The sequence below is a fragment of the uncultured Thiodictyon sp. genome (assembly GCF_903828115.1).
GTDB lineage: Bacteria > Pseudomonadota > Gammaproteobacteria > Chromatiales > Chromatiaceae > Thiodictyon.
In genome coordinates this window covers 1-23264 of record NZ_CAIKKU010000454.1, presented here as the reverse complement: position 1 = coordinate 23264, position 23264 = coordinate 1, and the positions used below count along the sequence as shown (strand labels likewise).

The 23264-nt window shown below is 64.7% G+C and carries 16 protein-coding genes; 2 read left to right on the top strand and 14 right to left on the bottom strand.

Annotated elements, in window-relative coordinates:
- Nucleotides 1–293 precede the first annotated feature (293 nt).
- From cas2 to QZY48_RS16630, 14 genes are all read right to left on the bottom strand, one after another.
- On the bottom strand, nt 294–587 hold the full coding sequence (cas2, locus tag QZY48_RS16695) for a CRISPR-associated endonuclease Cas2 (protein WP_295432981.1): 294 nt from the start codon (nt 585–587) through the stop codon (nt 294–296).
- 15 nt (nt 588–602) lie between these two features.
- The gene (gene cas1 / locus QZY48_RS16690) at nt 603–2219 is read right to left on the bottom strand and encodes a CRISPR-associated endonuclease Cas1 (protein WP_295432978.1); all 1617 of its coding nucleotides are present in this window, start codon (nt 2217–2219) and stop codon (nt 603–605) included.
- A 769-nt stretch (nt 2220–2988) separates the two neighbouring features.
- Nucleotides 2989–5187, bottom strand: a complete 2199-nt coding sequence (gene csb2, locus QZY48_RS16685) for a type I-U CRISPR-associated protein Csb2 (protein ID WP_295432976.1) — start codon at nt 5185–5187, stop codon at nt 2989–2991.
- A gap of 2 nt (nt 5188–5189) precedes the next feature.
- Nucleotides 5190–6329 (bottom strand): type I-U CRISPR-associated RAMP protein Csb1/Cas7u, encoded by a 1140-nt coding sequence (cas7u, locus tag QZY48_RS16680; RefSeq protein WP_295432974.1) that lies wholly within the window; start codon nt 6327–6329, stop codon nt 5190–5192.
- Entirely contained in the window at nt 6326–7297 is a 972-nt protein-coding gene (cas8c, locus tag QZY48_RS16675; protein ID WP_295432971.1) for a type I-U CRISPR-associated protein Cas8c, read from the bottom strand. Before cas8c ends, cas7u begins: the two co-directional genes overlap by 4 nt.
- On the bottom strand, nt 7261–10116 hold the full coding sequence (gene cas3u, locus QZY48_RS16670) for a type I-U CRISPR-associated helicase/endonuclease Cas3 (protein WP_295432968.1): 2856 nt from the start codon (nt 10114–10116) through the stop codon (nt 7261–7263). Before cas3u ends, cas8c begins: the two co-directional genes overlap by 37 nt.
- Entirely contained in the window at nt 10113–10955 is an 843-nt protein-coding gene (locus QZY48_RS16665) for a Fic family protein (protein WP_295432966.1), read from the bottom strand. Before QZY48_RS16665 ends, cas3u begins: the two co-directional genes overlap by 4 nt.
- 203 nt (nt 10956–11158) lie before the next feature.
- On the bottom strand, nt 11159–11413 hold the full coding sequence (locus QZY48_RS16660; protein ID WP_295432963.1) for a DUF6364 family protein: 255 nt from the start codon (nt 11411–11413) through the stop codon (nt 11159–11161).
- A 264-nt stretch (nt 11414–11677) separates the two neighbouring features.
- Entirely contained in the window at nt 11678–12649 is a 972-nt protein-coding gene (locus QZY48_RS16655) for a WYL domain-containing protein (RefSeq protein ID WP_295432961.1), read from the bottom strand.
- A 159-nt stretch (nt 12650–12808) separates the two neighbouring features.
- Entirely contained in the window at nt 12809–13003 is a 195-nt protein-coding gene (locus tag QZY48_RS16650) for a hypothetical protein (RefSeq protein WP_295432959.1), read from the bottom strand.
- Between the two features lie 93 nt (nt 13004–13096).
- On the bottom strand, nt 13097–17188 hold the full coding sequence (locus tag QZY48_RS16645) for a patatin-like phospholipase family protein (RefSeq protein WP_295432956.1): 4092 nt from the start codon (nt 17186–17188) through the stop codon (nt 13097–13099).
- A gap of 218 nt (nt 17189–17406) precedes the next feature.
- Nucleotides 17407–18882: a HAMP domain-containing sensor histidine kinase gene (locus tag QZY48_RS16640; protein WP_295432953.1), complete on the bottom strand. Its 1476-nt coding sequence runs from the start codon at nt 18880–18882 to the stop codon at nt 17407–17409.
- 247 nt (nt 18883–19129) lie between these two features.
- The gene (locus QZY48_RS16635) at nt 19130–19804 is read right to left on the bottom strand and encodes a response regulator transcription factor (RefSeq protein WP_295432950.1); all 675 of its coding nucleotides are present in this window, start codon (nt 19802–19804) and stop codon (nt 19130–19132) included.
- A 119-nt stretch (nt 19805–19923) separates the two neighbouring features.
- The gene (locus QZY48_RS16630) at nt 19924–21468 is read right to left on the bottom strand and encodes a Do family serine endopeptidase (RefSeq protein WP_295432947.1); all 1545 of its coding nucleotides are present in this window, start codon (nt 21466–21468) and stop codon (nt 19924–19926) included.
- A 423-nt stretch (nt 21469–21891) separates the two neighbouring features.
- On the opposite strand from QZY48_RS16630, the gene QZY48_RS16625 reads away from it, so the two are divergent.
- Nucleotides 21892–22464, top strand: coding sequence for a hypothetical protein (locus QZY48_RS16625; protein ID WP_295432945.1), 573 nt, complete (start codon nt 21892–21894; stop codon nt 22462–22464).
- 17 nt (nt 22465–22481) lie between these two features.
- Nucleotides 22482–22976 (top strand): DUF1269 domain-containing protein, encoded by a 495-nt coding sequence (locus tag QZY48_RS16620; RefSeq protein WP_295432942.1) that lies wholly within the window; start codon nt 22482–22484, stop codon nt 22974–22976.
- The last annotated feature ends 288 nt before the right edge of the window (nt 22977–23264 follow it).

The following is a 23264-nucleotide window of genomic DNA, read 5'->3' as shown; positions in this document are numbered from 1 at the left end:
GCGAATTCGCCGCGGAAAGGCGGGCTCTGGTGACTGATACGGACGAATCTCCGTCAGGCTTCAATGAGGCCGCGGCGAATTCGCCGCGGAAAGGGCCCGCGCCGGAGCCCGCGCGTGACGCGGGCTGCGGGGCGCTTTGCGAGGGCTCCCCGCCCGGAGCTGGGGCTGTCGCTCCGCTCGTCATGCACGGCAACATGATTGTAACCCAGTTTGCTGATTTTTAAAGAGCGGATTTTTGCGAGCGCTCCCGGGGTTTGGCGCACCACTGGAGCGCTCGCGGGGCGACGGCGGGGTCAGACGATCACGGCTTCGTGTTCGATGGTGACAAACTCGGCTTTGCCAAGGCTGACGACCCGGGGGATGACATTATCAGCGACGCCCAGGTCGAGCAACACGATGTGGTCTTCGTCGTGGTTGATGATGCCGTCCAGGAGGGCGACGAGCTCGGCATGTTGCCGGGCGGTGAGCCGACACTGGAAGACGGAGAGTTGGACCCATTCGCCGTAGCCTTTCATGAGTTTGAAAATGCGGCGCCAGCGGCCCTGGTCGGAGATGTCGTAGGCGACGATGTAGAGACGTTGGTCCATGGGGGCCTCCTGGGGTCAGCGCGGGGTGAAGTTGGGGTATTCCGGTAGTTCTCCGAGCAGGTGGCGGGCGAGCAGGCGGGCCTGGAGTTCGAGCAGTCGCCGGTAGCTGACGCGGTACCCGAACAGGGGGTGGGTGATCTCGAGCGCCATGCGGCGCTCGAAGGTGCCGATGAAGCGTTTGCGCCCGTCGTTGGTGAGGTTGACGCTGCCGCCGGCCTGGACGAAGTCGGTGGGTCGGACCTCGCCGTTGTTGATGGCCTGGATGACGGTGGAGTCGGCGATCAGCGGTCGGAAGGGCTCCATCAGGTCGAGTGCGAGGGCGGGGCGGCCGTAGCGGGGCTGGTGGTAAAAGCCCAGGTAGGGGTCGAGGCCGACGGCGGAGAGGGTGACGACCCAGGTGCGCACGAGCAGTGCGTAGGCGTAGGAGAGCATGGCGTTGACCGGGTCGGTCGGCGGGCGGCGGGTGCGGGTCTTGAAGTCGAAGGTGAAGCCTTCCTCCTCGCCGGTGTTTTTGATGAGGTTGCTGAAGTTGCCGAAGTAGCGGGCGGCGGCGCTGCCCTCGATCCCGAGCAGGGTTTCCAGGTCGGGCGCGCGGGTGAGGCGGCGGGTGTCGCCGCTCATCGCCTCCAGCAGCTCCGCGGGGGCCTCGCCGGTCTTCCAGTTGCGGCGCAGCAGGGTGCGGGCGTTGCGGATCTTGGCGTCGATCAGTCCTTTGGCGAGGCGCAGGCAAAAGCCGTGATCGTCGGCGGCGCGGAACTGGGCGCGGCGCAGTTCGATGTTCTTGTGGCCGGTGCCGATCGTGTGGCCCAGGAACCAGCCGCCGTGGCTGTGCCAACTGATGGTGATGCCGCGCGACATCAGTTCATTCAGGGCCGGGGTGGTGACGTAGACGTTGCCGAAGACGGCCAACTGCGAGCAGTCGATGAGTCGGACCGTCTGTACCTTGTCGTCGTCGATGAAGATCTCCAGACACTCGCCGGCCTTGGCGACCTTGGCGTGGAAGGCCTGGACATAGACCGGCAGGGAACTGTCCAGCCCGACGACCAGCGGGCGGGAGGCGATGTCGGCGCCGCGGAAGAAGCTGATCTCATCGGGCAGACAGATGCCGACCAGGGAGCAGTGCGGGCACTTGGGGCTGTCTTCCAGCGGGGCGGGGATGGTCCCGCCGGCGGCGACGAAGCGCAGGCCGTCGATGGCCTTTCTGGTGAGTTGGCGCAGTTCGTCGGTGAATGGCACGTTGACCCGCTCGCGGCTGGCGGCGAAGTACAGGACACCGCCCTCGCACTGGTAGCCGTGCTCGGCCAGGATCATCCCTTGGACGCACAGTTGCACCCGCTCCGGGTCATAGGCGCCGTGCGGGACGTGGGGGCGTTTGCCGCGTTTGTAGTCGACCGGGGTGACGCGCAGACCCTCGCCCTCGAGCAGGTCGAGGCGGGCGATGAGGCCGAGCCGGCTGGAGGAGAGGGTGATGGAGCGGGCGTGGATCTTCTCCATGGTCTCGCCCTCGTCCGCGGCCGCCTTGGGCTTGGCGAGTTCCGCGGCCGTGGGAAGCTTGCCGCCGGGTTTGTCGACCCGGCGGTGGATATGGCGGCCCTCGACCGTGTCGCTGGAGTCCTCCCACTCCCCCTGCACCCACTCCAGGTAGGCCAGGCGGGGGCTTATAACTGTTCACTGAAATCTCTGTTTATCTATAAAAATCTACTTCGGGGAAGGGAAGCTCCAGATCAAGTTGCTCGGCGTGCTCTTCATGGGCCATGGTCGACTCCGTCTGTCATGGATGGCGGCGGGTGGCCGCCGGTGGGGGCCGCGGTGGCGGTGGCGGTGGCGCCGCCGCGGCGGGCGGGTGTGAAGTCCGCCCCAGCGTCGGCGCCGCCAGCGGGCGGCGATGGGCCGCGGATGGGGACCGCGGTTAGGGTGAACCTGTTGTCGTATCAAGGCGCCGGGGTGACGCACTGCCTGGCGGTCGGTCCGGTGCAGCGGCGCAATCGATGGGTTTCGCTGCGCTCTACCCATCCTACGGGGTCTGTCCGGGTCTGGCAGTCGGCCCGGCTAACGGCTATGCGGGCTTGGCCGGCACCCCGGAATATGAAAGGCCCAGGTGGGAGCGATCTCCGGCCGCGATGCGGCGCCGCGGCGCACTCCGCCGCCGCGTTCCCCACTCGGCCCGTCGCGGCTGACGCCGCTTCCACCGCGTCGCTGCGCGACTTTCACTCTAAACTCAACGGCATGGGCTTGGAACCGGCCGGAGCGTGGGGTGATGCATCGCGTCACCCGCGCCTTGATCACCATTCTCGCGGGCGGTGCCCGTTCCACCCAACGCGCCCCGGGGTTTGGCCGCGAGCCCGTAGGGTCCGCTGTGCGGACCAGGGACCGCGCGGTAGGCGAGGACTCCGCGAAGCGCTCAACCGACCGACTGAAACAGCCCGCCCCCGAAATGCCGTGACCGGCCGATGAGAATCGGCCCGGCTTGCGCAACCTTGAATCGAAGTCGAAGCCGACCAGCGAATCCACCTCGTTGTCCGTCTCGCACCTCCAGGACCTCGACCTGCGGCTCGGGCCTGCCTTGACGCCGCATTTCGGCCAACACGTCAATCACGAGTGCATCGGCCGGCCCGACCCGCTTGGCATGGCGTGTCGGGCGATAGTCCGTCACACTCTCCCAGTGCTGCGACGGGGCGAACAGGCGATCTTCGTCGGGCATGACCGGAAGCGGCTCCAGCAAAAGTCGTCCAGCCGCTCCGGCGCGCAAATCCGTAAGCCCTTCAATTGCGGCGTCTAGTGTCTCCAGGTAACCTCGCTCTTGACGAGTCGGGGCGCGGGCCTCGATCAGGTGCGGTGCCAGAACGAGTAGCCGACTTCGCCGAAGGTCCGCAGCGAAGGCAAGATGTGCATGGTTCCCCTCGCGCAACGGTTCACCGCTGGGGGTATGCCCGCAGAAGAATGCCGGCAGTCGAGCGCCTCTATCCAGTCGCTCCTGCACACGGGACATGACTGCTCGCCGCAGTGCTCGGGCCACTTCTTCCGGATTGACATGCAACGCCAACCCATCGACGATCGAAAATGAGAATGCCTCCGTTGCCCGCCGAACCGGCTCCATTAACCCAAGACCCAGGTAACGCCCATCGCCGATGATCAGAGGTCCCTCGACCGGATCGATGAACTGGACTTCCACATGCCATAAACGCTCCTTCGCAAAGCGGGTACCGGGAGAAAACGCCTCGGCGCGCGCACCTTTGGCGGCGAAAGCCTCGCGTTGGAGACGGATCGAGGCGACTTTGGCCCTGATTCCGGCGTGCCGTAGCGCCTGGAGCACGGCCGTCGAGGCCCGTCCATGCTCTTGCAGTCGCTCTTCTCCGCCCTTCGCCTCTTCGCGCAGGCTGCCTGGTTCGATTCGGCGCCGTGCCGCGCGTCCAGGAAGCGCGGCGGGTGTCACCGTCCGCCAGAGGCGGTTAGGTTTATCCGACGCGACCCCGAAGTGGTCCAGCATGTTCAAATCGATTGTTCGGACTAGCCGCGTTTCCTCCAGTATCTCGCCGCTTTCCACATCGATCGACAGGCTGACCTGAAGCCCGGAAAAGGCCCAAGCGATGTCTTCGGCCCCGATCTCGCAACCGGTCGGGGCTTCTACCAAGACGCGACGGATGCCCCGATCGGCGTGGACGTGACCGATAGAAGGTAGCGGGACGATACGGACCCGCGAACCCTTGTCGGCTTCGCTCGCGCTCCGACCAATCAGTACCCGCTCGATCAGCGCAGCGCGATCTGGTAGGCTATCCGCAAGCCGCTGATTTGCAGCATCTCGCAACTGAACCACTAGCGCAGCCGCGTGCTCCTGTGGCCAGGGAGCGAAGGACGCATCCGCTGCAGTCGACCTGAGTTCAAAGAGCCACCGGGAAGGTGGGCTATCGTATGCGACCGACCGAAAATGTGCCTTTGGGGCCTGAGAGAAAAGGACGTTCGTCTTATGTCCCTCATTGTGAAAAGTGAATCGCTGCCTCCCGGCGGCGAAACGCGCTTCGAGACTGGCGAGTGAACCAATTGCCGGGCAATCGAGAAAAGTGCCTTGACCGCTGGCCGTTGGCCGAAACAGAGTGCCCTGATATCGTGCGAGCCGATCGGTCAGATCGGGTTCGTCGATCACCTCGCCCGAAGCCCAGGCTACATCCACGCCCCGGCCAAACTGGTAGACTTCGCCCGCGAGGTTACAGATGACGTTTGCGTTAGATGCTTGGTCGTCGTCTGCGTCGTACAGCCAGCCATAAAAAAATGGCATTGCAGCGTCAAAGAGCCACGGGTGAACAAGCTTACCTGCTCGGATTTTCCCAATGTCCCGGGGATCACCATCCACGCTATCAAGGTCGTTGTTTGGAACAAACATCGTGTAGTGCTGCCCTCTCGTTCCCTTCTGTGCGGCAATCACTGGAACCGTTAGACGCTCGAGCCATGCTAGCGCAGCCCGAGCGTCCTCTGGCAGAGTCCCGCCGCGAGCTCCGCCGCAAATCAGGGCCTGAAAAAGACGTGCCGGAGCTGGCGGCCATTCACCAACGCCATGGAAACGTCCGTCGAGGAAGCGAACTGATATCAAGAGTGCTTGAACCATGGCTACCCCTCTGTCGTGGCCCCGTCGGGAGCGCCTTTCCCACTCCTTTTCTTGACGCTCTTGGCCCCGCTTTGGGCTAACACATCCTGAAGATCTGCGTGTGCTAAATCCTTAGAAAAGAGAAATGTTTCATCCGAACAGAGTTGAATACTTTTACGAATGCTCTGAGCGTACCTAAGCGCGGCGGTCTGATCCAACTTCACCGGGAGACGGGCGCCGTCGCGGCCGACAGCTTCCCATTTTGCTGGAACTGATGGATCAGGTGTAAGGAGGCAACCCTGCCGAAGAAAGCCGTCGAGAGGCTCAGTGGCAGCGACCAAGGCCAAGCCTAAAATGTAGCGTCTAAGACTCCTCGTGTTCTCCTCCGTTCCCTTGAGACGACGAAGTGCAATTAGGTTGATCGTTATGTGCCGCTCAATTGCACCGCGGACTAGAACGCCGCCGAGAGCTCGCCCCGCCGGAACGTGAACGAACCCACGCTTTGCAAGAGGGCTCTTTGCATCCCCTTCTTGCTTTACCTTGTCCTCTTCACTAAATACGTCGAGTGCGGAATAATCTATCGGGGGATTGTACTGTGCCGAGCGCTTAAGCTCATCGACATCCCAGGCGCGGATTACCGACTGAAGTATCCGCGGAAGCTTGGCTTGCGTGTCGCGGGAATCCCAGACTCCGAACACCAGTGATGTGGGCGCCAGTGTAGCGATGCCGGTCGCATCGCCAGTCTCGAGGAAACTCAGGAAGGCTGCGTTCGCCCTATCCTTAAGGTTTGATGAACGAATGAGTGCGTCGCCGAGCCGATGCCCGACGTCAAGAATCGAAACGAATTTCGCACTTCCGTAGCCGATTCTGATCTGTGGAACCAGGCTGGCGAGTGGGTTTTCTGTTTCATCGGCGTCGCTTGCCTTGAAGATTGGCTCTAACCGATTGGCTTGGGACCCAACGCTGTCGATAGTCGCGACCCGCGTCCCGTCAGCGAGAATATCAATGTTGTAGCCGATGTCCGCATAGGTTGGTGGAAAGATAACGCCGCCGTCTCCTTCGACGGACAACAGTTTCTGCTTTAGGTGCAAGGCGACAGGGCCCTTAATGTCGTCTGCCCAACTGCTGATGGACTGGTCGGTAAGGGTGATGGTTTCGTTCACGGTACGATTTCCTCTTCTGAAAACGTTACGACTTTGTTCTTGCCGGAAAGGGCAAGCTCAAATCCGAAGCGCCTATGCGGCAAAGCTGGGATGCCGCCAGACATCACCGGTCTTGCCATCATTGCTGGGAGGGGGCAGCCCCACACCACATATTGAACCTTGCGAACTCCATACACGTACGGCCTTGCGTGCTCCAAGCCGATAGCTGCGAAAAGTTCAACAATTGGAGACGCTGCAACTTGATGCTTCTGCGCATTGGGAGAGTAACCGGCATCAATGGCAGTCCACGCACCCCTCGGGTCAAGGTTAAAACTTCCGCCCATTGGAGTCACAACATCAAAGGGATGTTCCAACAGTGCAGTTCGCTGCTCCAGCCAAAGCTGAGAAACGCCCTTTGTCTTGACGTCGCCAATGGATTGACCCCTTTTTGGTTTGTGCCGGGTTCCCGACAGCATGGATTTGGCTATTCCAAAGGCCGAGCGGTTACCAGAATACAACTTGAACGTTTCCCGGCTTGAACCGTCGGTCCAATGTGAAAGTTCAAGCGCCGGCTGTTCGGCTGCCTTCAAAATGATCGGCAGTTCCATAGGGTTTCCTTTACCAGATGGAAAAGAATCAGATAGTAGGATCGATGGTCGCGCGAGCAACTCTCCAGGTATGCCGCACGTTTCCGCGTCTCCCGGTTCATCGGCTTCAGAATATCCGCAGGGTGCATAGCACGTAATGTCGGACGCAGTGATAGCGTCAAGAACTAAAGCAAACGGATTCGCTTCTACGTCTGTGCGAAGGCAGAAGCGAGTGTCGGAGGCGTCCCGCCAGTTGAACCAACCCTCGGCGTTACCGCAATACAGTTCTGCTGCTTCCAGGAAACCTAAACAGGCAAGAACCTGCCCGGGATTGCGCAGATCGATGGGGATAGATGAGTCGGTCACTAGGGGCTCTCCCGCTTTTTGTCTTTCATCTGGCAATCGTTCTCCCGCGATGCTTGTTGGTCGGCCGCGCGCAGCAGTGACTCCCACCAAGCAAGTCCCCAAGGTCCCCAGCGCTTCTGCAGCCGGGCGAACCTTAGAGCAACCTTGCAGGCGTGCGCTTCGAGCGTGGATGGTGGTCCATCATCGCATCCGCTCGTTCGTATGAGCGGACGAGCCTGTCCATGGTGCGCTGCGATCAGGTGCAGGACTAACTCCTGCAGATCAGCGGGTAGAGTTTGCACTTCAGGGTCGGCTTCAGCGTATCGTAGCGATCCGAACTCATGGCGATAGCCGTTTAAGAGCCTGATATTACAGGGTCCCTCGGTCTTCGCATAGGGGCCGCCTTGGCGCGGGGCATTGAAAGCGCGCTGCCAGTGTTCGGCGCGTTTACCCTCGTCATGCAGACGGGTCGCAATCTCAAGGGCCTGCGCTTCGAGCCTGGGTAGGCCAATGCGACTGGCGATTTCCCGCGCCTTCGCGGCCGCGGCGCTGCGATGCGCGTCAAGGCTCTGCGATGGACCGACGGACCGGTCGTGTTCATTGGCTGCATCGTAGCGCCACTTATCGACCACCAGCCAGCGCAGCGTTTCGCCTTCGTCGGACCGCTCAGCCGAAAAGCGGAGGCGCTCCCGCCAATGCCTATTGTCCTCTGATACGACAGGGTTGGTAGCCGCTACGCTGCGGAGCCTGAAGCGGATAAGGGGCGGCTCGACAGATTCGGCCCTCTTGGCGGTCGGCGTGTTCTCGAGCAATGCCATCCAGTTGTCGGCACCGTCAGCCGTATTTGGGGAATCAGTGGTGTCGTGCTCACTTAGCAGGCCGTCGCTGGTAAGCCCGCCAAGGCGGGCGTCGACCACGAGGGTCGCGCCCGCGAGCGATCGATTAAGGCGATCCCGGATTGATGTTTCAATCTTCTTGTCCGCGGAAATGAGGTCTTTAAGGCCATATCGTTGCCGAAGGTCTCCTGCTGGGGAAAGTGCTATGGCGATCACCTCGTCACTGCGCAGGGCGGCTGCGGGGAGACTTGCTCGCTCGTCACCTTCGTGGACAGTGTCAAGTTCGCCATCGAGAGAACCATTGTTGTCTGCGAGGTTCTTCGCCTTTCCGCTCCGTTTCGCCGCGACGCTCATAAGCCAATCGACGACTTGCCAGGTTTCCGTCTCGAGGATCTCGCTGGCGTGTGGAGGCGCTGCTTCAAAAAAATCCTCAATCTCAGATGGCTCGACCGGGTGCTCACTGGCCCGGATCGGAAGATACCGCCGCCAAATGATCGCCGTACTTGGCCTGTCCTCGACCCAGCCTCTGAGCCAGGGGTCGATGTCAGGCCGTCCCGTATGCTCCTTGAGCGAGGTCATAGACCAGGCATCGACGAGCGCGCGAGTGAGGGCTGGCCGTAGGGGAGCAGCCGAGGTCGCCTCAGAAATCAAGAGCCGCAGGTTTTCACATCGTTTCAGTGCCCTTAGTGCGTTAGGACTTCCATCTGCCGAGCCGTCTTCATATTTGGGTAAGGAGTGAAGTAGGGCTAGCAGGGCTTCGTGCTGTTTGATGGCCCGGAGGTCAGCAGGGGCGGGGGTATCCGCCTTCTTTTCCTTCGCTGGGATCGGGTCTAGTACGATGACGGTAGCATCGCCCAAGCCACGTCGATTCACCCGCCCGAGCCTCTGGACCATACGCTCCCAGGCCACGAGGTCGCAGACCATATGATCGGCGTCCAGGTCGACGCCCACTTCGCCGGCGGAGGTTGCGACGAGAAATGCCGTGCCGTTGCGATTACCCGATGGGGCTGCTATGAAACCCAGATCCGCAAGCCTCTTCGCCGCTTTCTCGCGCTCGCAGTTGCGTCGGGCGCCGACAAATAGCTCGGTGTCGATACGGCTATGACCGGGGTCTTTCTTCCTCAGATCGCTGACGAGTCTATCGAGGGCGGCCTTGGTTGCTTTCGCCGTCTCGCGCTTGTTGCAATAAATGATGCAACGGATGTGCTCCTGAGCGCTGCGTGAGATCTGCCATGCCTCAGCCGCGAGACGTTCCGGGAGGTCTTTTTCTCCGGCGGGACGAAGCGTTACTCGCTTCGTTGCATTGAGGCGCGTCAGGGTGATGGGCGTCGCAAGATGCGGCTCTTCCAGATCGCTCTCCTGGAGGGAGAAGACGTCACCCAGGCGTTCCCGTCCGGTGGCAGATAGCGAGACGAGTTTGAAGCGAGGGATCAGTGCCCTGTGGGCTTCTTCGATTGGCGCGTATTGGCTTGGATTGGTTTCGATGCTCTCCAGGAGTTTTTCAAAGGGCGGGACCAGATGTGCCTCGTCGAGGATTACGAGAGCGTCGGCGCCGAGCAGCCCGGCATGGTATGGGCGCATCTTGCGTGACACCCCGAAACCTTCAAACATCAGACGCGAGCCGATCATATCGACGGTTCCGACGATGATTGCGGTAGCGCTTGGGTCATCCAGCCACTCGCGATTGTCGATGTGGGCGCCGCGTAGTGTCGAAATGGGAAGGGAACGGCCAGCCAATCCCAGCGACCCCTTAAGTCCTTTGGCTTCGGCGTCAAGACTAGCCCGAAGGGTCTCCGCGAAGCTGGTCGCTTGATCGACTACGGCACGGCGGTCGACCACATAGACGAGGCGTCGCGGCAGCCGGGCGCCCTGGGCGCGGGCGATCAGCCACAAGGCCATGATCGTGGTCTTGCCGAGGCCCGTGGGAATATCGACGCCGGACGGCAGCGCACCGCGCGCCAGCCAGTCGTGAAAAAGCCGGACTTGCCAGGACATCGGCGGGAATCCGGCAAGCGCGGTGAAGTTGGCTTGGAAAGTCATCTGGGGCAATTACTCCATGGCGTCAGACTTGCTTCATGTCCGAAAGGTGCCGGTCGGCTTGGCGCAGAGTTCCTAGGCGACGCTATATCTTCGCATGTCGTCGCTGCATCTGCGATCCGCCACGTCCAAATGCCCATCAACGCAGTCCAATCACTGCGATCCGCCGCACCCAGCGCCGCGAGGTACTCACCGCGTTCGTCCTCGCCCGCTGCCAACCGGACCGGCGGAAGTTCCAGCCGACGCAGCAGCAGGCGCAAGAACACCCGCGTGACGCGGCCGTTGTAGTCGGCGAAGGGGTGGATGGCGAGCAACCGGCCTTCGGCGAAGGCGAGTGTTTCGATGAGTCGCTCGCTGGGCGCTAACCCGTGGGCGGCGATGCGTGCCGCAAGGTCGCGGCCGTAGTCGCGCATGAGGGCGGGGACCAGCGGCCAGTCGGGGGCGATGTGGCCGCCGACGGCGACCGCGCTGCGGCGCCAGCCGGCGAGGTGCGGGGCGACGGGTTCGCAGATGGTGCGGTGCAGGTCGCGCACCAGTTGGTCGTCGAGGGGCTGGGCGTCGAATTGTGCCTGCTCGATCTGTTGCTCCAGGGCGAGGACCTGGCGGGCGACGGCGCTTGGGCGGTCGCTTGGGTTGGGCAGCGATTCGTTGGACCGCGCGGGGTCCGGGCCGTCTTGGGCGGCGTGCCATTCTTCCAGGGTGCGCAATGGTACCGGTTCGCGCTCGAACGCCATGGACTGCGCCACGTTGCGCGGGATGCGTTCCCAGCGGGCGCGCGCCCGCGCAGCACCAGGGGCGGCGCGCCAGGCGGTGATGTGGTCAGTCCAGGTTTCGAGTTCCATCGCGCTTTCCCGCTGCTCCAGTCCTGCCGCTTGCCGCGGCTTTAGTGCCGATCGTACTGAGTTGCGCTGCGCGGCGGTAGGTGTCCGCGGTTGGCCCGGGTCCCGGTCGACCGCCGACGGGCGTTTCCCGGGGGGCGGGCGAGAGTATGCGACGGTCACCTTGTCAGAACCTGACCAGGTGGCGCGCGGAGCTCAAGAATCCTCTAACGATGCCTCTGCTCCAGGTGCCGGAGATAGTCTTCACGGCCCAGTCTCGTTTCCTTGAGGACCCCGCGCAGTGAATCGACCAGGGGTGTCGCTGGGGTGTCGCGGGCGGCTTCCCGCGGGGCCTCTTGCTCCGCGAGGCCGGCGAAGTAGTCGGCGACGAGCCGGTAGACTGACTTGCCTTGGGTGCGGCCGTAGGACTTGGCCTGGGCGATCAGCTCCGCGTCGATGCGTAGTGTCAGCTTGGTTGCCATGGGGGTTTCCGGTGACGTACATGCAGGTCGATAAGTATGCGTCTTTCCTGCGCCGTGTCGGTTGCCAATCCCCACGGAGGCGCGGATCGAGCCGGGACCGGGCTGGGGTGGCGTTGCCCAGTGCCTGGCCCCTGGTCATACCCATTAAGTTAAGGTGCACTCGCCGAGCGCGTCGCCTCTGCCTGGAGTCCAAGGCTTCAGCCTTGGCGCGCTCCAAGGCTGAAGCCTTGGACTCCAGGCGCTTGGGCTGCGGCGCCGGCGCGGTCAGTCGTATTGGGCGAGGGTGCGGGCGAGGAGGTCGCGGGCGGCATCGATGAGTTCGGGGGGGCTCAGGATCTGGACCTCGGGGCCGTGGCGCAGGATGTCCATGAGCAGTTCGGTGGCGGTGCCGTAGGGCAGGCGCAGTTCGTAGTGGCCGTCGGGGAGGCGTTGGCCCTGCTGGTCGGGGTGCCATTGCTCGTCGGCGACCCAGCGGGCGCGCGCGGGGCTGAAGCGCAGGACGGCGGTGTGGGGGGCGGGGCCGGCGAAGATGCCGTAGGCGTCGGCGAAGTAGGCGTCGAGCTCGGCCTCGCCGCAGTCTTCGGCGGGGGTGGCGAGCGCCTGGGGGTCGGCGATGCATTCGCAGGCGAAGCGGCGGTAGCCGTCGGCCTGGTGGCACCAGGCGTCGAGGTACCAGTTGTTGCGGTACCAGGTGAGGCGTTCGGGGGAGACCTCGCGGGTGCCGCTGTGGGGGCTGGTGCGGGCGCGGTAGTGGATGCGCAGGCGGCGGCGCTGGAGGAGGGCGGTGGCGATGACGCCGAAGCCGCGGGGGCTCAAGGGGCGGGCGCCGATGGGGATGAGGCGGATACGCCGGGCGAGTTGGTCGGGTGCGAGACCGCGGCGGGCGAGGATGGCGTGGATGCGGGCGGTGAGGGGGGCGAGGTCGTCCTGGAGCAGGCCGGGGGGGATGGCGCCCAGGATCTCGTGGGCGGTGAGGAGCGCGTGCAGTTCGGTGTCGCTGAACCAGAGGCCGGGGAGTTGGACCGGATGCTCGCCGTGCCGGGTGTCGTAGCGCCAGCCCTGGGCGGGCCGGTCGTAGATGAGGGGGGCCTGGTAGTGCTCGCGCAGCTCGTCGATGGTGCGGCGGGCGGAGGATTCGGAGCACTGGAGTTCGGCCATGATGGCGGCCAGTGGCAGGGCGGTGCGGCGGCCTGCCAGCAGGCGGTCGAGGTGGTAGAGGCGTTCGACTTTGTCCATGGGGGCACCCGTTTTCGGCCGGCCTTGGGAAGACCTCGATGGCGCCTGGGCGGGCGCCGGCAAGGTTCAGGCGTTGTACTCCGGGTGACCGGTCGGGCGCGAGTTTTTTCGGCTCGGCACGGGCGTCGGTCCGCACCGCGGACCCTACCCGGTCCGCCCTCAGCGCGCGCCGAGGTCCGGTGCGGCCGCGGGGCCGGCCGCTCGCCCGGCCCGCGGCGTCATGGCCGGTTCGCGCTCAAACGCCATGGATTGCGCGACGTTGTCCGGGATGCGTTCCCAGCGGGCACGCGCCCGCGCGCCATCGGGCGCGGCGCGCCAGGCGGTGATGCGGTCGGTCCAGGTTGCGGGTTCCATCGCCTTCGCCCTCTGCTCCAGCCCTGCCGCCTGCCGCGGCTACTGATGGTCCGCGGGCGCGTCCATGCGCCCATCACTTCAGGCCGGCGCGAATCAGACCCGTCGGTCGATCTCGCGGGTTCCGCCGCGTTCCTGGGCCGCGGTGACGACCGAGTTCCACAGACGATACAAGGCCGGGTAGTCCGTGTCCGGGATGGCTTTCATCAACTGCGCTTTGCAATCCGCCTCACGCGCGCTGCGGCCTTGATCGTTTGACCCACCTCGGTCAGCCCCGAGGCCGCTGACCTCCTGCAGAACATGACCTTTCGCCTGTACAACTCCATCGACCGGACGGTCTTTGGCGGACTTATCATCAAGGCCCACGACGCCCTTGACCGTGCCTTCCTCCAGTAATACGGACAGTCCCATGCGGCCGAGCCCGGTGGCGCGCAGGTGGTCTTGGACCCGGTAATAGACGAGCAGGGGTTCGTCCTCACTTCCGTCGATCAGGGCAAAGGCAAATGGATACGAAAACGCCGGCTTGTCTTTCTCGGCGAGCGGGCCGAATACCTGGAGTACGAGCTGAACGACACGCGGGGTGTTCGGGCAATCCGGGAAACACCCAGCGACGATACGGCGTACCAGGTCCAGCTCAACGAAGTTGAGTTCGGCGTGTTGTTCCAGGTCGTGGAAAGGCACGGGAGCGCGGCTGGCCACCGTTCCCAGGGAGAGGCTCAGGCGCCGCCGGCAGAACCGCTGGAAGCGGATACCGTAGGTGCTTGCCGAGATGGCCCAGGTCACCTGGAACATCTGCGCCCAGGACCAGTGCCGGAACAGGTTCATCCAGCCGCGGTTGTCCGGGTGGTCGTACTGCGTCTCCAGGTTGAGATCGACATAGACGTTCTCCATGAGTTGCAGGAGCTGGCTGCAAAAATAGAATCCCGCCCGCACCTGCGCCGGTTGGTCCGGTAACAGCCGCGTGGTCGGGGCCGCTTCCTGGCCCGGCCCCGCATTCATCAGGTGCCGCCACTCGGGATAGAACTGCTCGTCCAGGAACGCCAGGTCGAGGTCCTTGCGAAGGGTCGCGAAGATCGCCTCGATCGCCTCGCCGTATTTGGCGAAGGAGGTCTGCACTTGCGCACTGGGCGGGTACCAGATCTCGGTGAGCGTGGTGAATAGCTCCTCCATGTCCAGCGCGCCATCCGCGTTTCGGCTCCGGTGCTCGGCGACCGCGTCAGCAAGCACCGACCAGGCGACGTGCAGTCCGAGCTTGCGGTAACTCTCGAACTGAGACTCGGTGTAGGACTGATCCGCGGTGCTCTCATGGGGGAAATGCCGTTGCGCCGCGGCATACTGCAGGACGTCGGCCGGTTCCTCGCCGGTGAGTGACGATTTCAGGTAGACGAGGAAGCCGGGGCGTGCGGCCTGGTCCGCTTGTTCGTAGTGTATACGGCCGACCACGCAGTGAAATGCACTGTAGCCGGTCGTCGCATCGGGCCGGATTGCGCGGGGATCGATGTCGATATCGATGCCGAGGTCGATCTTGCACTTGCGCACGGCATTGCCCAGGTCCTCGAAACCGAACGTGGGGTCACAGCCGGCGTCGCCGGCGATGATATAGCGGCAGCGGCGGCGGACCAGTTCATAGATCCCGAGGTTTTCAAAATGTCCGCCGTCGCTCAGGTATACGTACTTGCAGCGGTCGCTGCTCATTCCGGATAGCTCCTCCAGGAGCAGCAGCAGGGACAGTCTGGGGCCGGTCTTGTGCCACTGGCTGAGGTAGCGTGGATTGGGCATCCACCAGCCGAGCCGCACGTTGAAGACGGTCATCAGGAAAGCGGTGGCCGGATTGGTGTGGTAGCCGCCATTGGGGCTCGCCGCAGCGCCGGAGACCGTGATCGGCAGGCCGAACGAGATCCACCCCAGATAGCCGCCCAGATAGTCGCGGGTGCGCTGGTAGCACGATTGCAGCCGCCCATCGGGCTCTTCGAGTTCGTACCCGCAGAACATCGGTGTGAAGGTGAAGGAGGCGGCCTTGCGCTCCTGCCAGGCGAGATTTTGGGCTGAGGTGATATTGAGTGCCGTGTTCACGATCGGGAAGGGGCGCTGAGCGAGCCAGGCGTTGACGTTCCCGTCGTGCGGCGGCCACGCGGCCACCAAGTCCTTGAGTTTGGGTGCATCGGTCGGGTCCAATCCGGTGAGCGGGTGGCGGCGCCCCGTTGCGAGGTTGCTTGCCCCCATGAAGCAGCGTTCGAGGCGATTGCGGTAGAACATGTGCAGGCTGAAGACGTTGATGTCCACCCGCCAGCTCATTATGGTCGCCACCAGCAGTAAGGCGCCAATGGCCAGGAACAGCGACAAGGCCTTCGGGTAGGGCCGCGCGGCGCTCTCCTGGTTATTGTTAGCGGGTGCCTTGAGCAGCCTGACACTCTGTTCGACATAGCCCCGCAGGCAGTTGTAGGTTGCCGCTGGCGCATCGGATACCGTGCCTGACGCGACATCGCTGCCGAGCTTGATGGCGACTTGATAGACGGCCCCCCCCGCGGCGGATTCACACACACTTTTTCGCGTTGCGGGGCTTGTTTGCCACGGTTGCGGCAAGTCTTTGTCCCAGGTCCACCACATGGTCTGGTACACCGCATAGGACAATGCCAACAGGACTCCCAGGACGAATACGAAGGGGGCAATCCGTGCGGCGAGCTCGGCCGTCCGGCTGGTGGTCTTGACGCCGGTGGCTTCACTGGCGCCGGCCAGGACCCCGGCGATGGTCGTCACGACCCAGGTGAGGCCCCCCGCCGCGGCCACCCAGGTGTTGGTCAGCATCAGGGCCAGGGGGCCGAAGAGTGCCGAACCCGTGAGGGCCAGCCAGATGATCCCAAAGCGCAATTGATGTGCGCCATGGCAGTTCCAGACCTCGCGCGCCGCTTCGCGCAGGCGCCGGCCGCTGAGACCCAGATGCAGTGTGGTGGTGAGCAGGATGGCGCCCAGGAGGGCCAGGGGACCCAGCGTGACAGCGAAAAACACATGATGAGACGGGTCTTCAAGGCGATGAGGCGTAACGGCGACGAAGTCGCCCCATAGGAAGTCGGCCCAGAGATAGACCATGAAGCCGAGTCCCGCGGCTGCGACCATGGTCCACACCGGCAGCCAGCGCCAACGCTTGTCGCGCTCGGGATCATCGGGATCAGGGGCTTCGTCCTTGCAGCGGTGCATCCCCAGCCACCAGCCCGCCGACGTGCCGAGGCCGTAGGCGCAGCCGTAAAGTATTGCCCCGCCCCCGCCTGCCAGCTCGGGTCTGTAGGTGATCGCGATGCCGCCGAGAGCGGCCGCCGCCGCAAAGCACGAGAACAGGACCCAATAAACGCGCGGTGTTTTCTGGTCGGTATCCGGGCAGGTGCCCGCGGCGCAACGCCCGCGTTGGGCGTGCAGCGTCTCATGCCCGGCCAGAAAGGAACCGATGAAGAGCAGCAAGGCGGCGGATAGGAACCAGAACTCGAGCCAGCCGTCACTCAAGAGGGGCAATAAGGCACAGAGGAACCAGGGCAAAACCAGCAGCGCGGCGCCGAAGGCAACGAGGATCGTTTGGTTGAGAATGAGGTTGCGGATATAGGTGGCCACCGCGGTCAGGGTATCGGTGCTGAGTGCCCCCACCCGCGGCGTCAAGTAGTTGCTGAACTCGCGCAGCCAGCGCACTTGGCGGGGTTCGGGGGGCGACGCCGCGCTGTCCGTGGACGGCCGGGGCCCGCACAGCGCGTCTTCCACGGCGAGGATGCCGGGGCGGATGTCGCCGGCCCGGCGATGCACCCATGAGGTGAGCCAGCCGCCGATATAGCCGCCGCCGGAGACCGTGGACAGGTAGTCGACACGATGCAGCAGCCGCAGCTTGGCCAGACCTTGAATGACGCCGAGATGGAAGGTGGCGCTGCGGATGCCGCCGCCTGAGAACGCCAGCCCGAGCAGGTTGCTGTCGAAGGCCCGGTCGTAGACGCAGCGGCCCGGTTCTGGCCGTGTCCCTTGCGGACTGGCTGGTGATGGCGGAGGTCCCTTCGACGGTGGTTCGGAGTCGTCCTGTTCTGGCGGTGGCCTTTGCGGATTTCTTGCGTTCGTGATGTCTTGGCGCGTCCAGGCGACGGCGCGGAGTTCGTGTTCCAATTGGGTTTCAAAGGTCGTGGGTTTCTGGTCGTCGGGCTTCGTATTCGCGGACACTGCGCACCTCCATATCTGAATCCTGGCGAGAATGGCTTTGACACCGGCCCCAGCCCGGGCTTCTGCAGCGGTGGATCGCGCGCGCGGCGGGCCGCGGCTCGCACGACCTTGGCCCGCTTGCGCGCCCGTCCCGGCCGGGCCTGGAACTCGACCGAAAGTCTAGCGGGTATCAGGAACTTTACGCATGTTCGTGTGCATCCGATGTTTGCGCCGCGCAATCAACGCTCGGCCGGCAGCGGCCGTTCCGGCAGGGTCTCAGGCGCCGCGGCGCGCTCCAGGCGCACCAGCACGCGCAGCCCGGGGCCGTTGGGCTGGAGTTCGATGGTGGCGCTGTGCAGTTGGATGACGGCCTGCACCAGGCTCAGGCCCAGGCCGCTGCCGGGGGTGGAGCGGCTGTGGTCGGCGCGGTAGAAGCGGCGGAAGACCTCGGTGTGCAGTGATGCGGGGATGCCGGGGCCGTTGTCGGCGACCTCGATGATCACGGTGTGCTCGGTGTCGCGCAGGGCAAGCGCGACCCGGCCGCCCTCGGGGGTGTATTTCACCGCGTTGTCGACCAGGTTGCCCAGGGCCTGGAACAGCAGGTCGCGATCACCGATGACCCAGGCGCTGGCGGGGGCCTGCAGGTCGAGTTGCTGGCCGCGCTCGGCGGCGACCGGCTCGTAGAGTTCGGCCAGATCGGCCAGCAGCGGGACCAGGTCGACCGAGGCGAAGGCGGCGCGCCGTCCGCCGGACTCGATGCGGGCGATGCGCAGCAGCGCATTGAAGGTGGTGAGCAGTTCCTCGGCGTCGGCGATGGTCTCCTGCGCCGCGGCGCCGGCCGGGTGGTCCTCGCCCAGTTCGGCGCGCAGCAGTTCGAGCTTGGTGCGCAGGCGGGTCAGCGGGGTGCGCAAGTCGTGGGCGATGTTGTCGGAGACCTGGCGGACCCCGGCCATCAGTGATTCGATGCGCGCCAGCATGGTGTTGAGGCCGGCGGCGAGTTGGTCGAAGTCGTCGCCGCTGCCGCGCATGGGGATGCGTCGTGACAGGTCGCCCTCCATGATCTCGCGGCTGGTCTGGTTGATGGCCTCCAGGCGGCGCAGGACGCGGTGGCTCACGATCCAGCCGCCGAGCAGGGCGAGTGCTGCGGTCATGGCGAGCCCCCAGGTCAGGGCGTCGAGGATCAGGTGGCGGGTGCGCTCCAGGTCGCGGACATCGCGCCCGACCAAGAGCAGCAGGTCGCCATGCAGGCGGAATACCTGGCCGCGGGCGGCGTGTTCCTCGGCGTGGTCCGGGCCGCGCTCGCGCAGCCGAAAGTGCATCCAGCCGTTGGCGTCCGGCAACCCGGCGGGCCAGCGGTCGAGGTTGCCGACCAGGGGCGTGAAGGTCTGGTCGGCCAGCAGGTAGACCGCGGCCCCGGTCGGGTCCTGGGCGAAGCGCTCGCGGATCACGGTGCTCAAGCCCGGCAGCCCGCGCTGGCGGTATTGCTCGGCCAGCCCCTGGATCTCGGCGCCGATGGTGGCGTCGGTCTGGCGGTCCATGAAGCCGGCGGTGGACCAGTAGATGAAGCCCAGCAGGACCGCGACCGAGGCGGACAGCATGAGCATGTAGAAGAGGGTGATGCGGAAGCTGGAGCTCTTCAGGACCTTGGCGGTGCGCGCCCACGGGTCATGGCGGCGCCGGCCGGCGTCGGTGGGGGTGATTGGGGGGGAGATCATGCAAGTGAACAAGTCAATTGGGGAATGCCTTCGGCGTCGCGGTCGTTGTCGTTGTCGTTGTCGTTGTCGTAATCGTAATCGTAATCGTAATCGAGGTTATCGTAACGCCCTGGATTCCCTCGTGGGTGCGATCGAAACTGATGTAGTGACCGAGATCCCGAGTACGTTGTCGTTGTCGTAATCGTGGTCGGATTATTCGATTACGACAACGACAACGACAACGACAACGACAACGACAACGATAGGGTCAGGGCGCGCGCAGCATATACCCCGCGCCGCGCACGGTGTGCAGGAGCGGGGTGTCGAATTCGCGGTCGATCTTGCCGCGCAGGCGGCTGATGTGGACGTCGATGATGTTGGTCTGGGGGTCGAAGTGGTAGTCCCAGACCTGTTCCAGCAGCATGGTGCGGGTGACGACCTGGCCGGTGTGGCGCAGCAGGTATTCCAGCAGGCGGAACTCCCGCGGTTGGAGCGCGATGGGGCGTCCGGCGCGGGTGACCTCGCGTTTAAGCAGGTCCATCTCCAGGTCGGCGACGCGCAGGCGGGTCTCGGGTGCGTCGACCGCCCCGCGCCGCAACAGGGCCTCCAGGCGTGCGTGCAGTTCGGAGAAGGCGAAGGGTTTGACCAGATAGTCGTCACCGCCGGCGCGCAGCCCGTCGACCCGGTCGTCCACCTCCCCCAGGGCGGAGAGGATCAGCACCGGGGTCTGGTTGCCGGAGGCGCGCAGGGTGCGCAGGATGGCGAGTCCGTCCAGGCCCGGGAGCATCCGGTCCAGGATGAGCGCGTCATAGTCGCCGCTCGCCGCCATGAGCAGGCCCTCGCGGCCGTCGGCGGCATGGTCGGTGACCGCGCCGGCCTCGCCCAGGGCCTTGCGCAGGTACTCCGCCACTTGACGGTCGTCTTCGATCAACAGGACTCGCATGGGTGGATGATACCGGGAAAAATGGCCGTCCATGGCCGGGGATGGCTGAAACGGGTTCCGGGTGGGGGGACTCCCGGTCCGGGGCGCATCGTCAAGACACTGGTTGCGGGCGCGCCGCGTCAGGTCTTGAAGGGTACCGCAACGAACATTGGGCGGCCGTCCTTCTCGACCCGCAGCATGACGGCGCCGCGTTTGGCGGCGGTGGCGGCGCGCACTGCCTCGGTGACCTCGGCGGGGGTGCTGACCGACTGACCGCCGACCATGGAGATCAGGCTGCCGGCCTCGATCCCGGCCTCATCGGCGGGACTCCCGGGCTGGACCCGGGCGACGAAGACGCCGCGGGCATCGGGGGGCAGTCCCAACTCGCGCCGGACCTCGGGGGTGAGCGGCGCCAGGGCGAGCCCGAGTTGGGCACGGCCCTGGTCGCCGGCGCCCTGGTCGTCATTTTTGGCCTGGGGCTCGTTGCCGGGCATGGCGCCGACCTTGAGGGTGATCTCCTGCGGGGTGCCGGCCCGCACCAGTTCCAGTTTCATCGCGGTCCCGGCCTTGGTGGCGGCGATCAGCTTGGGCAGTTCCTTGTAGTCCTTGATGGTCTGGCCGCCGGCCTTGAGGATCACGTCACCGGGCTTGAGCTCGCTGCCGGCGGCGGGGCCGTCCGGCAGGATGTCGGCCACCAGGACGCCAGCGGTGCCCGTAAGGCCCAGCGCGGCGGCGATCTCCTCGGTCACCGGCTGGATCTGGAGCCCGAGCCAGCCGCGCTCGACGTGACCGCCGGTGCGCAGTTCCGCCACCACCGTCTTGACCGTCTCCGCGGGGATCGCGAAACCGATGCCGACGTTACCGCCGGTGGGTGAGTAGATGGCCGTGTTGACGCCGATCACCCGGCCGAAGCCGTCGAACAGGGGACCACCGGAGTTGCCGCGGTTGATGGGGGCGTCGATCTGGATGTAGTCGTCATAGGGGCCGGAGTTGATGTCACGCCCGCGCGCCGAGACGATGCCGGCGGTGACGGACCCGCCCAGGCCGAAGGGGTTACCGACCGCCAGCACCCAGTCTCCGACCCGCACCGATCGGGAGTCGGCCAGATCGACGAAGGGCAGGGGGTGGCCCGCGTCGATCTTGAGCAGGGCCACATCGGTCTTCTCGTCCCGGCCCACGACGGTGGCCTTATGCTTGGTGGCGTCGTTCAGGGTGACGGTGATCTCATTGGCACCGTCGATTACATGATTGTTGGTAACCACGAGCCCCGTGGCGTCGACCACGAAGCCCGAGCCGGCACCCTGGGCGGGACGGCCGCCGGGCGCCCCGTGCGGCATGCCTGGCTGCTCGAAGAAGCGTTTGAAGAATTCGTCCATCGGCGCCCCCTCGGGAAGACCCGGGTGCGCGCGCGACCGTTGCTCCGGCATACCCGCCGCAACGACCGTCACGTTGACGACGGCGGGGGCGACCCGCTCGGCCACGTCGGCGAAGCTCGGCATGGAGGGTGCGACGACGGCGGCCGCGCCGGTCGTGGCGGCGGGCGGCGCCGGGGCTTGGGCGGCAACGCCGCCGCCGATCGCCAGGGCGAGTGCGACGGCGGCGGCGAGCGCGCCGCGGGCCAGGGTCTTACCGTGATGCGTCGGGGTCCGGTGGGTGCGGACTTGATTGGTATGGTCAGTCGCCATGGGGTTTCGTTCCTGCCGATTGATCGGCGCAGGTCTTGGAGTTGGGGTCAGGAACCGGGTGCTTTAACGTGAAAGTCCGGCTACGGTCCTGTGGGAGCGGCTTGCAGCCGCGACGGGGCCTGGCAAGCTGCCGTGGCGTCGCAGGTGATCGCGGCGTCGCATCGCGGCTGCAAGCCGCTCCCACGGGGACTTTCATCTTCCGGGGTGGCCGGCGCTCCCTTCATGGCCGTCAGGTGGTCCGTACCCGCTCTGGTGGTACGAATTGTGGGCGCGTCGGCGTATCCGTGACCTTTCCGGCAGGTTAAATCTTGTTCAGGAGGGTTTTCGCGGTCGCAACGGTTGCAGCGGCCGGGGTTCCCGGGTACCGTTTCCGGTGTTGCGCGCACGTCAGACCAACAATGAAACCCTTCAGGAGTTCACCCGATGCAAAAACAGCCCTTGTCCCTGGCCCTGGCCGCCTGTCTCGCCGTCGGTGCCGCGGGCCTCGCCCCGTCGGCCCTGGCCGATACCACGACCCCGATTGCCGGCGGGGCGACCGTCACTGAGATCACCGGCACCATCGTGGCGGTCAACAAAGAGACCCGGCAGATGACCATCAAGGTCCCGGACGGTCACTTCGAGGTTGTCGATATCCCCAAGGAGGTCAAGCGCATCGACGGGATCAAGATCGGTGACAAGCTCTCCGCCACCACCACCGAGGCGGTGCTGGTCGATCTGGAGACGGGGCGCGACGCCGGCTCTATGGGGGCGATCGGCGACACCCAGGTGCAGCCCGATCCGGGCTCCAAGCCCGCCGGGACCATCACCGAGAAGCTCAAGCTGTACGGCAAGGTGGAGTCCGTCGATCGGGCCAACTCGCATGTCACGCTGCGCGGTCCCGAGAAGACCGTGACCCTGACGGTCAAGGACAAGGCACTGCTGGATAAGTTAAAGCCCGGTGACGGCGTGATCGCCACCTATGTGCGGATCATCACCGGCAAGATCACCTTCCAATAGCACTGAGGAGCAGGCACATGAGCAATCTGATCGTCGTCTCGTTTCCCGAGGAACAACTGGCCTTTGAACTGCGCGCCGCGCTGGTGCAGATGCAGAAGGAGTATCTGATCGAGATGGAAGACGTGGTCATCGTGACCAAGGACGCGGCGGGCAAGATCAAGCTGCACCAGGCCATGAATCTGACCGCCATGGGCGCGGCCACCGGCGGCTTCTGGGGGCTCCTGATCGGTATGCTGTTCCTGAACCCGCTCTTGGGGGCGGCCGTGGGCGCCGGTGCCGGGGCCCTGTCCGGGCGCTTTACCGACCTGGGGATCGACGATGCCTTTATGAAGACCCTGGCCGAGCAGTTCCAGCCCGGCTGCGCCGCGGTCTTCATCCTGGTGAAGAAGGTTACGCCGGATAAGGTGCTGGCCGGTCTGGAGCAGTTCAAGGGCAAGGGCAAGGTCATCCAGACCTCGCTGACCAAGGATGAGGAGCAGGGGCTGCGGGCCTTCCTCGAGGCCCAGGCGTAAGCACCACCCGATTGTCCGATGCAATTGGAGCGGCGCGCCGCCGGCCCCGGGTGGCCGTCGGCGTCCCCGGCCTGCGCGTCGCGCCTGGTGTCTGAGGTCGGCAGGATGCCGGCTTCAGGCACCATAGGCGTTTAGTCTCGTGATACATCAGCAATTCCCGGCGAGATTTTTTTCCTGAGAAAACAAGGCTATAAATTTTCTTCAGAAAGCGTTTTTCCGGATTCTTAACTCTGCTAAAATAGCCATTGCGGGCTACCCGCAATGCTTCTATTTCTGTTATTGCATTAT